This is a genomic window from Pseudomonas sp. BT-42-2, assembly GCF_025847435.2.
Classification (GTDB): Bacteria; Pseudomonadota; Gammaproteobacteria; order Pseudomonadales; family Pseudomonadaceae; genus Aquipseudomonas; species Aquipseudomonas urmiensis.
On sequence record NZ_JAOYTM010000013.1, the window covers coordinates 23,459 to 35,559 of the forward strand.

The following is a 12,101-nucleotide window of genomic DNA, read 5'->3' on the forward strand; positions in this document are numbered from 1 at the left end:
GGCTTGCCCCGCAATGGGCCGCACAGCGGCCGCGAAAAAAAACACCCCGCCGAAGCGAGGTGTTTTGTACCGCCTTGAAGCAATCAGCCGATCAGTTGCAGACCCGCCTGCTGAACCATCTCCAGCAACGGCTGCGGATACACACCGAGGACGAAGGCGAGCAGGGCGATGGCCAGCAGCATCACGCCACCGGTGCGCTGCTCCCACTTCAGCGGGGCATCGTGGCGGCGCAGGTTCGGCTCGACCAGATACAGGGTAACCATGACCCGCAGGTAGTAGTACACGCCGATGGCGCTACCGATGACCAGGGCACCGACCAACCACCACAGCTGCGACTCGACGCCGGTAGCGATGATGTAGAACTTGCCGATGAAACCTGCAGTCAGCGGGATACCGGCCAGCGACAGCATCATCACGGTCAAAACCGCAGTCAGGTACGGACGACGCCAGAACAGGCCGCGGTACTCGTACAGGGCGTCGGCATCACGACCAGCGTACGGCGAGGACATCAGGGTGATAACGCCGAAGGCGCCAAGGCTGGTGATCACATACGTGACCAGGTACACGCCCATGGCTTCCAGGGCCAGGCCCTTGCTGGCGATCAGGGCGATCAGCAGGTAGCCGAAGTGGGCGATCGACGAGTAACCGAGCAGACGCTTGAGGTTGCTCTGGGTCAGCGCCAACAGGTTACCGATCAGGATCGAGGCCACGGCGATCACTGCCAGTACGGTGCTCAGCACGCCACTGCTAGCAGCAGGGGAGAGCATGAACAGGCGTACCACCACGGCGAACACCGCGACCTTGCTGGCGGTGGCCAGGAAGGCTGCGACCGGCGCCGGGGCGCCTTCGTAGACGTCCGGGGTCCACAGGTGGAACGGCACCAGCGACAGCTTGAAGGCCAGGCCAACCAGCATCATGCCCAGGCCCAGTTGCGCCAGCAGGCTTGGCATGCCAGTGCTGGCCAGGGCCTTGCCGATGCCGTCGAAGCTCAGGCTGCCTGCATCGGCATACAGCAGTGCCATGCCGAACAGCAGGAAGGCGGAACCGGCCGCCGACAAGACCATGTACTTGATACCGGCTTCCAGCGAGCGCTTGTTGAAGAACGCGTACGCCACCAGCCCGTAGACCGGCACCGACAGCAGCTCAAGGCCAATGAACAGACCCGCCAGGTGGTTGGCGCTGACCAGCACCAGACCGCCCAGGGCCGACATCAGCAGCAGCAAGTAGAGCTCTTCGCGGTTGCCCGGATAGCCCTTGGAGCCTTCGCCCAGGTAGGCGTGCGCGAGGGTCACGCAGGCCAGGGTGGCGACCAGCATGATCGCCATGTACAGGCAGGCGAACTTGTCGATGGTGATCAGCGGGGTGACCGCCAGCGGCGCAACTTTCAGCGCCGGCAGGATCGACAGCAGGGCCAGGTTCAGGCCGATGGTGGACAGCAGGAAGGTCTGTGAGTGATTGCGCTTCCAAGCGATCGCCAGCATCACCACGACTGTGGTGATGGTGGTGATCAGCATCGGCGCCAGTGCGATGAAGTGTTGAGTGGTGAATTCCATAGCGCTCTTACCGGGCCGAAGCGAGTTGAGTGAAAGCGGAGCCGAGCCACTGCTGCACACCGCTCATGGTGGCGGCAGAGGTGTCGAGGAACGGCTGCGGGTAGACACCGAGCAGAATCAGCAGCCCCGCCAGACCCAGCACCATGATCAGCTCGCGGCTGTCCATGCCCGCCAGGACGGTGTCGGACTTGGCCGGACCGAAGTAGGCGCGGTGGATCATGATCAGCGAGTAGACCGAACCAAAGACCAGGCCGGTGGTGGCGATCACGGTGATCCAAGGCACGTGGACGAAGCTGCCGATCAGGATCAGGAATTCGCCAACGAAGTTACCCGTGCCTGGCAGGCCCAGCGATGCCGCAGCGAAGAACAGGCTGATGGCCGGCAGGTAGGCGATGCGGTGCCACAGGCCACCCATCTGGCGCATGTCGCGGGTGTGCAGGCGCTCGTACAGCTGGCCGGACAGGATGAACAGCGCGGCAGCCGACAGACCGTGGGCGAGCATCTGGATCACTGCGCCTTGCAGCGCTTGCTGGCTGCCGGAGTAGATACCGATCAGCACGAAGCCCATGTGCGAGACGCTGGAGAAGGCGATCAGACGCTTGATGTCGGTCTGCGCGAAGGCCAGGAACGCACCGTAGAAGATGCCGATCAGGCCCAGGGTCATGGCGATCGGGGCGAACTCGGCCGACGCATTGGGGAACAGCGGCAGGGCGAAACGCAGCAGGCCGTAGGCCGCCGTCTTCAGCAAGATACCCGCCAGGTCCACCGAACCTGCCGTTGGCGCCTGGGCGTGGGCATCAGGCAGCCAGGAGTGGAACGGCACTACCGGCAGCTTGACCGCGAAGGCGATGAAGAAGCCCAGCATCAGCAGGTATTCGGTACCGGCTGGCAGTTCGGCCTTGAGCAGGTCGCTGTAGTTGAAGGTGATCACGCCGGTGGTGTTGTAGTTGACCAGCACCAGGCCGAGGATCGCCACCAACATGATCAGGCCGCTGGCCTGGGTGAAGATGAAGAACTTGGTCGCCGCGTAGATCCGGGTCTTCTTGCCATCTGCCGAGCTGTGACCCCAGAGCGCGATGAGGAAGTACATCGGCACCAGCATCATTTCCCAGAAGAAGAAGAACAGGAACAGGTCCAGGGCCAGGAACACCCCGACCACGCCGCCGAGGATCCACATCAGGTTGAGGTGGAAGAAGCCGACGTGGCGCTGGATCTCTTTCCATGAGCACAGCACCGAGAGCACGCCGAGCAGGCCGGTGAGCAGGATCATCAGCAGCGACAGGCCATCGAGCGCCAGGTGGATGCTGATGCCGAAGCGCTTGATCCACTCGACCTTGTATTCCAAGGTCCAGGCAGGTTCAGCGCCCGGGGCAGGGGCCAAGGTGTAGTCGCCGGTGCCCCACAGCCAGAGGCCGATACCGAGCAACAGGGACATGGTCAGCAGCGCAATCCAGCGCGGCAGGGTCGAGCCGAAGCGCTCGCCCAGCCAGCACAGGAAGCCGCCGATGAAGGGGATCAGGATCAGCCAAGGCAAAATCATGACGGGTTCGTTTCCTTTGGCAAAGTCGCAAGGTTCGCAAGATTCATAGTCATACCGCAGCCGCCAGCACGGCGCCGAGCACGAGTACTGCACCTACGGCGATCGAAGCGGTGTACCAGCGCAGCTGGCCAGTCTCGGTCTTGCTCATGGCGACGTGGCCGCCACGCGCCATCCGAGGAATCAGGCCGATGCTGCGGTCCACCGGATCCTTGCGCAGGATGTGGCAGATCAGCAGGTAAGGTTTGACGAACAGCTTGTCGTAGATCCAGTCGAAGCCCCAGGCGGCGAACCACCAGGCCGACAGCGCCCGGCCGATGCCGCTGTTGGCGATCGCGGTGACCAGGCGACGCTTGCCCAGGAACAGCACCGCAGCCAGCAAGATACCGGCGATGGCGATGGCGCCCGAAGCGATTTCCAGGCTGTGCTTGGCTTCGCCGCCAGCGTGACCAGCGCTCTCTGGCAGAACACCTGCCAGCGGCGGATGGATCCAGGCGCCGACGAAGGTCGACAGCACGATCAGGGTACCCAGGGGCAGCCAGTGGCTAATGCCGTGGCCAGCGTGGGCTTCGGTCTTGGCTTCGCCGTGGAAGGCGATGAAGATCAGGCGGAAGGTGTACAGCGAGGTCATGAACGCACCGACCAGACCGGCGTACAGCAGACCGGTGTTACCGCTGGCGAAGGCTTCCCAGAGGATCTCGTCCTTGGAGTAGAAACCGACGGTGACGATTGGCAGGGCCGCCAGGGCCGCACCACCGACCACGAAGCTGGCGTAGGCCAGCGGCAGTTTCTTCCACAGGCCGCCCATCTTGAAGATGTTCTGCTCGTGGTGGCAGGCCACGATCACCGCACCGGAAGCAAGGAACAGCAGGGCCTTGAAGAAGGCGTGGGTCATCAGGTGGAAGATCGCCGCGTCCCAGGCACCTACGCCCAGGGCGAGGAACATGTAGCCGATCTGGCTCATGGTCGAGTAGGCGAGGATACGCTTGATGTCGGTCTGGACCAGCGCGGCGAAGCCGGCCAGGACCAGGGTCACGCCACCGACGATGCCGACCAGGTGCAGGATGTCCGGCGCCAGGGCGAACAGGCCGTGGGTACGGGCGATCAGGTAGACGCCTGCGGTCACCATGGTCGCGGCGTGGATCAGGGCCGAAACCGGGGTAGGACCGGCCATCGCGTCTGCCAGCCAGGTCTGCAGCGGCAGCTGCGCCGATTTACCCACCGCACCACCGAGCAGCATCAGGGTGGCCAGAACCATCCAGGTGTCGCCTGCCTGGAACTTCTGCGGTGCCAGCACCAGCAGTTCCTGCACGTTCAGGGTACCCAGCTGGGCGAACAGGATGAACAGGCCGATGGCCATGAACACGTCGCCGATGCGGGTGACGATGAACGCCTTGAGCGCGGCGTTACCGTTGTTGCGGTTGCTGTAGTAGAAACCGATCAACAGGTACGAGCACAGGCCCACGCCTTCCCAGCCGAAGTAGATGAACAGCAGGTTATCGCCCAGTACCAGGAACAGCATGCTGGCGATGAACAGGTTGGTGTACGAGAAGAAGCGCGAGTAGCCGGCTTCGCCACGCATGTACCAGGAGGCGAACAGGTGGATCAAAAAGCCTACGCCAGTGACCACGCCGAGCATGGTCACCGACAGGCCGTCCACGTACAGGGTGAAGTTCGGCGCAAAGCCGTCCACCGACATCCACTGCCACAGCAGCTGGCTGTACGCGCCGCCTTCCGGCGGGGCGACGTTGAACTGCCAGATCACGTAGGCGGCCGTCGCGGCCGAGAGGCCCACCGAGCCGACGCCGATCAGCGCGGACAGGTTCTCCGAGAACCGTCCACGGGAGAACGACAGCAGCAAGAAGCCGATCAGGGGAAAGACGAAAGTCAGGAAGATAAGGTTCATCCGCGCATCTCACTGGCAGCATCGATGTCGAGAGTGTGGAAGCGGCGATACAGCTGCAGCAGGATCGCCAGGCCAATACTGGCCTCGGCGGCTGCCAGGCTGATCACCAGAATGAACATCACCTGGCCGTCGGGTTGCACCCAACGGGCACCGGCGACGATGAACGCCAGGGCAGAGGCGTTCATCATGACTTCCAGGCTCATGAGGACGAAGAGAATGTTGCGGCGGACCATCAGGCCAACCAGACCTAAGCAGAACAGGATGCCGGCGACCGCCAGACCATGCTCGAGAGGGATAGCACCCATGATTTACTCCTTCGCCTCGTTGCGGCCCAGGTGGAAGGCGGTGACGGCTGCGGCGAGCAGCAGCATCGAGGCCAGTTCGACCACCAGCAGGTAAGGGCCGAACAGGCTGATGCCGACGGCCTTGGCGTCCACGGTGGTGCCGCTGATGCCGGCGCCGCTTGGCGCGACGAACAGCACGTAGAGCAGCTCGAGCAGCAGCAGGGTGCCGAGCAACACCGGCCCTGCCCAGATGCCTGGCTTGAGCCAGCCACGTTCCTGGGCGACCGACGCCGGCCCAAGGTTGAGCATCATCACCACGAACACGAACAGCACCATGATGGCGCCGGCGTAGGCGATCACTTCCAGGGCACCGGCGAACGGCGCACCCAGGCTGAAGAAGATCATGGCCACGGAGATCAGCGAAATGATCAGGTAAAGCAGGGCATGCACAGGGTTGGTACCGGTCACCACCCGAAGGGTGGAGACCACGGCGATCCCGGATGCGAAGTAGAAAGCGAATTCCATCTTTCTGTCCTTATGGGAGCAAGCTCTTCACGTTGATCGGCTCAGCTTCGTTCTGTGCAGAGCCTTTCGGCTTGCCAGCGATGGCCATACCCGCAACACGGTAGAAGTTGTAGTCAGGGTTCTTGCCGGGGCCGGAGATCAGCAGATCTTCTTTCTCGTACACCAGGTCCTGACGCTTGAACTCGGCCATTTCGAAATCCGGCGTGAGCTGGATCGCGGTGGTCGGGCAGGCTTCCTCACACAGGCCGCAGAAGATGCAGCGCGAGAAGTTGATGCGGAAGAACTCCGGGTACCAACGACCGTCCTCGGTCTCGGCCTTCTGCAACGAGATGCAGCCAACCGGGCAGGCCACCGCGCACAGGTTGCACGCTACGCAGCGCTCCTCGCCATCGGGGTCGCGGGTGAGGACGATGCGCCCGCGGTAGCGCGGCGGCAGGTACACAGCTTCTTCGGGGTACTGCAGGGTGTCGCGTTTGCGGAACCCGTGGGAGAACACCATGGCCAGGCTGCGCAGCTGGGTGCCGGTGCCCTTAACGATGTCGCCGATATACTTGAACATGGGTCAAATCCTCACTGGGCCGCGACGGCTGGCGTGTTGTAAAGCACGAGCGCAGCGGTCACCAGCAAATTGATCAGGGTCAGCGGCAGGCAGAACTTCCAGCTGAAGTCCATCACCTGGTCATAGCGTGGGCGCGGGATCGAGGCGCGCAGCAGGATGAACAGCATGATGAAGAACGCGGTCTTCAGGGCGAACCACAGGAACGGTACTTGCGGCAGGATGCCGAACGGACCGTGCCAGCCACCGAAGAACAGGGTTACCAGCAGCGCCGAGATGAGGATGATGCCGATGTACTCACCGACGAAGAACATGCCCCATTTCATACCGGCATATTCAATGTGGTAGCCGTCGGCCAGTTCCTGTTCTGCTTCCGGCTGGTCGAACGGGTGACGGTGAGTCACGGCCACGCCTGCGATGAAGAAGGTGCAGAAGCCAAAGAACTGCGGAATGATGAACCACAGGTTCTGCGCCTGGTAATCGACGATGTCGCGCATGTTGAACGAGCCAACCTGCACCACCACGCCCATCAGTGCCAGGCCCAGGAACACCTCGTAGGAGACGGTCTGTGCCGAGGCCCGGAGGCTGCCGAGCAGGGCGTACTTGTTGTTCGACGACCAGCCGGCGAACAGCACGGCGTAGACCGACAGACCGGCCATGGCGAAGAAGAACAGCAAGCCGATGTTCAGGTCGGCAACGCCCCAGGTCGGGGTGATCGGGATGATCGAGAAGGCAATCAGCAGGGCGCTCATCGCCACCACCGGTGCCAGGGTGAAGATCATCCGATCGACGAAGGGCGGGTTCCAGTCTTCCTTGAAGAACATCTTCAGCATGTCTGCAGCGATCTGGAACATGCCGAACGGGCCAACCCGGTTCGGACCGTAACGGTCCTGCCACCAGCCCAGCAGGCGCCGCTCGACGAAGCTGAGCAGCGCGCCGCAGACCACCACGGCCAGCAAGACCACCACGGCCTTGACCACGGCGATGATCGCATCGATCACTTCGGGGGTGAACCAGCTCATTGTGCTGCCTCCTGCAGGCCTTCTACGGATGCACCGAAGATGGCTGGCGGAATGCCGGCCAGGCCTTTCGGCAACGCGACCAGGCCTGCGCCCAGCTGTTCATTGATCCGCAGCGGCAGGCGCAGTGCCACACCGGCCACGGTCAGGCTCAGCATTGCACCGTCGTTGACGCCCAGGCGATCGGCTTCGGACTTGGCCAGGGCCACGTAGGGGGCCGGGATGCGCTCTTGCACGGGCGCGGCGCGCGAGGAGCTCTCTTCGCTGCCGAACAGGTGGAAGAACGGTACTGCAGTCCAGCTACCACGGGGCGGGTTGAAGGCGCCCGGAATGGCGTTGAACCAGTTAAGGCGATCACCCTGCGACTCGATCAGGCGGATGCCTGGGTCACCGGCACGCAGGTGGCCACCGACTTCGTCCTGGAACTTGTTCCAGGCCTGCGGCGAGTTCCAGCCCGGCGACCAGGCGAAGGGCACCTGCTGACGGGGCTCGACCGAGCCCGAGTAGCCTTCCATGGAGAAGGCGAACGCGGAGTCTTTGTCTTGCGGGGTGCGCGGTTCGTGCACGCTGATGTTGGCGCGCATGGCAGTACGGCCGGAGTAGCGCAGCGGCTCACGGGCAAGCTTCATGCCCTTGATGCGGAACGCAGCACTTGGCGCGGCGTTGACGATCCCGGCCAGTTGCGGCGCGGCTTCGGCGCAGGCGCTGGTGACGTGGTCCAGCTGGGTCCAGTCGACCGGCTTGTTGAGCAGGGTGGCACGCAGGGCGTGCATCCAGCGCCAGCCTTCGTGGATCTGGATGCTGCTGTCCAGGTAGGTCGGATCGAACACCTGGAAGAAGCGCTGGGCACGGCCTTCCTGGCTGACCAGGGTGCCGTCGCCTTCGGCGAACGATGCCGCTGGCAGGATCAGGTGGGCGCGATCGCTGGTGGCGGTCTTGGAGTGGTCGGCGACGATCACCACCTTGGCCGCAGCCAGGGCCGCGTCGACCTTGGCGGCCGGGAGGCGGGCGTATAGGTCGTTTTCCACAACCACGATGGCGTCGGCTTTGCCGCTGATCACTGCATCCAGCGCGGCATCCACCGAATCACCGCCGAGCATGGCCAGGCCGAGGCTGTTGGCCTCAGGCACGACCAGGCTCAGCGAGCCGTTCTTCTCGCGCAGCTTGAGCGCCTTGGCGATGTTGGCGGCCGCTTCGATCAGGGCCGGGTCGGCCAGCGAGGTACCGGCAACCACCAGCGGACGCTGGGCGGCGACCAGGGCATCGGCGATGCGCTGGGCCAGGGCCTTGGCGTCATCGTCCAGGTCTGCTACGGCCGGAGCGCTCGGGTCGATGGCGTGGGCCACGGCAAAGCCCAGGCGCGCCAGGTCGGCGGGAGCTGCATGCACGCACTCTTCGGCGACGTCGTCGAGCTTGGTTTCAGCAAGGCTGGCGATGAACAGCGGGTACAGCGCGTGCTGGCCGATGTTTTTCACCGCAGCGTCGAGCCAAGGCTGTACGCGCATGGCGTCGGCCATGGCTTCGGCCTTGCCCTTGGTGGCCTGGCGCACGGCCAGGGCAACGCGGGCGGCGGTCTGGGTCAGGTCTTCACCGAGCACGAACACGGCGTCGTGATCTTCGATCTCACGCAGGGTCGGCACGGGCAGGGGGCTGGCGTTGAGTACATTCAGTGCCAGGCGGACACGGGCCAGTTCGCCGGCTTCCATACCCGAATAGAAGTACTCGGCACCGACCAGCTCGCGCAGGCCGTAGTTGCTTTCCAGGCTGGCGCGTGGCGAGCCGATACCGACGATGGTGCGGCCGCGCAGCAGGTCGGCGGCCTTGTCCAGGGCGGCGTCGAGGCCCAGCTTGGTGCCATCGGCCAGCTGTGGCTGGCGCGGGCGGTCCTTGCGGTTGACGTAGCCATAGCCGAAGCGGCCACGGTCGCACAGGAAGTACTGGTTGACCGAGCCGTTGAAGCGGTTCTCGATCCGGCGCAGTTCGCCGTAGCGCTCGCCCGGGCTGATGTTGCAGCCGCTCGAGCAGCCATGACAGATGCTAGGGGCAAACTGCATGTCCCACTTACGGTTGTAGCGCTCGGAGTGGGTCTTGTCGGTGAACACACCGGTCGGGCAGACCTCGGTGAGGTTGCCGGAGAACTCGCTTTCGAGCACGCCGTCTTCAACGCGACCGAAGTACACGTTGTCGTGGGCGCCGTAGACACCCAGGTCGGTGCCGCCAGCGTAGTCCTTGTAGTAACGCACGCAGCGATAGCAGGCGATGCAGCGGTTCATTTCGTGGGAAATGAACGGGCCGAGGTCCTGGTTCTGGTGAGTACGCTTGGTGAAACGGTAACGGCGCTCGTTGTGGCCGGTCATCACCGTCATGTCTTGCAGGTGGCAGTGACCGCCTTCCTCGCAGACTGGGCAGTCGTGCGGGTGGTTGGTCATCAGCCATTCGACGACGCTGGCGCGAAACGCCTTGGACTCTTCATCTTCGATGGAGATCCAGGTGCCGTCGGAGGCAGGGGTCATGCACGACATGACGATACGACCACGGGTGTCGTTCTCGTCGGTGTACTGCTTGACCGCACACTGCCGGCAGGCACCGACGCTACCGAGCGCCGGGTGCCAGCAGAAATAAGGGATGTCGAGGCCGAGCGACAGACAGGCCTGTAACAGGTTGTCCGCACCGTTGACTTCGAGCGCTTTGCCGTCTACGTGGATAGTGGCCATGGTTCAAAGTTCTTCGTTGGCCCGCGTGAGCAGGCGTGGCTAATGGAAATCGGTGTGCCTGCGGCTCTGCCCGAGACACTCGGACGAGCCTGCGAGGCTGGCGGATGGCACGGACCACCCGCACGTGATCTTGTTATGCGCCGACCACGATCGGCCCGGTCGGGATTGGCTTGGCCAGGTTCGGGCGCAGGGCCTCGCCAGCGGATTGGCTGGCGACGCCGGCCTCGAACTCGGACCGGAAGTACTTGATGGCACTGCCCAATGGCTCGACGGCACCGGGTGCGTGAGCACAGAAGGTGCGGCCAGGGCCGAGGAAGTTGACCAGGCCCAGCAGGGTCTCGATGTCTTCGGCGCGGCCTTGGCCTTGCTCCAGCGAGCGCAGCATCTTCACGCTCCAGGGCAGGCCGTCACGGCATGGGGTGCACCAGCCGCACGATTCGCGGGCGAAGAACTCTTCCATGTTGCGCAGCAGCGAGACCATGTTGATGCTGTCATCGACTGCCATGGCCAGGCCCGTACCCATCCGCGTGCCGACCTTGGCGATGCCGCCGGCGTACATCTGTGCATCCAGATGTTCTGGCAGCAGGAACCCGGTACCGGCGCCGCCAGGCTGCCAGCACTTGAGCTTGAAGCCATCGCGCATGCCACCGGCGTAGTCCTCGAACAGCTCGCGGGCGGTAACGCCGAACGGCAGCTCCCACAGGCCGGGGTTCTTCACCTTGCCGGAGAAGCCCATCAGCTTGGTGCCGTGGTCTTCGCTGCCTTCGCGGGCCAGCGACTTGTACCAGTCGACGCCGTTGCCGACGATGGCCGGAACGTTGCACAGGGTTTCGACGTTGTTCACGCAGGTCGGCTTGCCCCACACGCCTACGGCGGCAGGGAAGGGCGGCTTGGAGCGCGGGTTGGCGCGGCGGCCTTCGAGCGAGTTGATCAGTGCGGTTTCTTCACCGCAGATGTAGCGCCCGGCGCCGGTGTGCACGAACAGCTCGAAATCAAAACCGCTGCCCAGGATGTTCTTGCCCAGCAGGCCTGCGGCCTTGGCTTCATCGATGGCGCGGTTGAGGTTCTTGGCGGCGGTGGTGTACTCGCCACGCAGGAAGATGTAGCCACGGTAGGCCTTCAGGGCGCGGGCGCTGATCAGCATGCCCTCGACCAGCAGATGGGGCTGTTGCTCCATCAGCATGCGGTCCTTCCAGGTGTTGGGCTCCATTTCGTCCGCGTTGCACAGCAGGTAGCGGATGTTCATGGATTCGTCTTTGGGCATCAGGCCCCACTTCACCCCAGTGGGGAAGCCAGCGCCACCACGGCCCTTGAGGCCGGCGTCCTTGACGGTTTGGACGATGTCGTCCTGGGACATCTGCGCCAGTGCCTTGCGGGCGGCGGTGTAGCCGTCCTTGGCCTGGTACTCGGCGAGCCAGACTGGCTCGCCGTCGTCACGCAGGCGCCAGGTCAGCGGGTGGGTTTCGGCTGCGCGCGCGATGCGGTTGGCCGGGCCGAAGGAAGTGATGGTCATACGTAACCCTCCAGCAGTTTGGTGACGCCAGCAGGCTGTACGTCGCCAAAGGTGTCATCGTCGATCATCAGCGCCGGGGCCTTGTCGCAGTTGCCCAGGCAGCACACCGGCAGCAGGGTGAAGCGCCCGTCTGCGGTGGTCTGGCCCAGGCCGATGCCCAGCTCGCTCTGGATCTGGCTGACGACCGATTCATGGCCGCCGATGTAGCAGACCATGCTGTCGCACACGCGAATGATGTGGCGGCCAACCGGCTGACGGAAGATCTGGCTGTAGAACGTAGCCACACCTTCGACGTCGCTGGCCGGGATGCCGAGGATCTCGCCGATCGCGTAGATGGCGCCGTCTGGCACCCAGCCGCGCTGTTTCTGGACGATCTTCAGGGCTTCGATGGACGCCGCGCGCGGGTCCTCGTAGTGGTGCATCTCGTGCTCGATGGCCGAGCGCTCGGTTTCGCTCAGGGCGAAACGGTCGGTTTGGATAAGCGTGCTGTTCAT

10 protein-coding genes are annotated in these 12,101 nt (G+C 63.9%); all 10 read right to left on the minus strand.

What is annotated here, in order from left to right:
• Window positions 1–83: 83 nt before the first annotated feature.
• Window positions 84–1,553 (minus strand): NADH-quinone oxidoreductase subunit NuoN, encoded by a 1,470-nt coding sequence (nuoN, locus tag OIU19_RS16140; protein ID WP_264235849.1) that lies wholly within the window; start codon window positions 1,551–1,553, stop codon window positions 84–86.
• A 7-nt stretch (window positions 1,554–1,560) separates the two neighbouring features.
• Window positions 1,561–3,093, minus strand: coding sequence for an NADH-quinone oxidoreductase subunit M (gene nuoM / locus OIU19_RS16145; RefSeq protein ID WP_186557158.1), 1,533 nt, complete (start codon window positions 3,091–3,093; stop codon window positions 1,561–1,563).
• Window positions 3,094–3,142: 49 nt separating this feature from the next.
• A complete protein-coding gene (gene nuoL / locus OIU19_RS16150) occupies window positions 3,143–4,996 on the minus strand; it encodes an NADH-quinone oxidoreductase subunit L (protein ID WP_264235850.1) in 1,854 nt (617 codons plus the stop codon).
• Window positions 4,993–5,301 (minus strand): NADH-quinone oxidoreductase subunit NuoK, encoded by a 309-nt coding sequence (nuoK, locus tag OIU19_RS16155; RefSeq protein ID WP_008096201.1) that lies wholly within the window; start codon window positions 5,299–5,301, stop codon window positions 4,993–4,995. The genes nuoL and nuoK overlap by 4 nt, the downstream gene beginning before the upstream one ends.
• A gap of 3 nt (window positions 5,302–5,304) precedes the next feature.
• A complete protein-coding gene (gene nuoJ / locus OIU19_RS16160) occupies window positions 5,305–5,805 on the minus strand; it encodes an NADH-quinone oxidoreductase subunit J (protein ID WP_186557156.1) in 501 nt (166 codons plus the stop codon).
• Window positions 5,806–5,815: 10 nt separating this feature from the next.
• Entirely contained in the window at window positions 5,816–6,364 is a 549-nt protein-coding gene (nuoI, locus tag OIU19_RS16165; RefSeq protein ID WP_027592814.1) for an NADH-quinone oxidoreductase subunit NuoI, read from the minus strand.
• A gap of 11 nt (window positions 6,365–6,375) precedes the next feature.
• On the minus strand, window positions 6,376–7,383 hold the full coding sequence (gene nuoH, locus OIU19_RS16170; protein ID WP_186557155.1) for an NADH-quinone oxidoreductase subunit NuoH: 1,008 nt from the start codon (window positions 7,381–7,383) through the stop codon (window positions 6,376–6,378).
• Entirely contained in the window at window positions 7,380–10,094 is a 2,715-nt protein-coding gene (nuoG, locus tag OIU19_RS16175) for an NADH-quinone oxidoreductase subunit NuoG (RefSeq protein ID WP_264235851.1), read from the minus strand. The genes nuoH and nuoG overlap by 4 nt, the downstream gene beginning before the upstream one ends.
• A gap of 133 nt (window positions 10,095–10,227) precedes the next feature.
• On the minus strand, window positions 10,228–11,607 hold the full coding sequence (gene nuoF, locus OIU19_RS16180) for an NADH-quinone oxidoreductase subunit NuoF (protein ID WP_264235852.1): 1,380 nt from the start codon (window positions 11,605–11,607) through the stop codon (window positions 10,228–10,230).
• The gene (gene nuoE / locus OIU19_RS16185; RefSeq protein WP_186557152.1) at window positions 11,604–12,101 is read right to left on the minus strand and encodes an NADH-quinone oxidoreductase subunit NuoE; all 498 of its coding nucleotides are present in this window, start codon (window positions 12,099–12,101) and stop codon (window positions 11,604–11,606) included. The genes nuoF and nuoE overlap by 4 nt, the downstream gene beginning before the upstream one ends.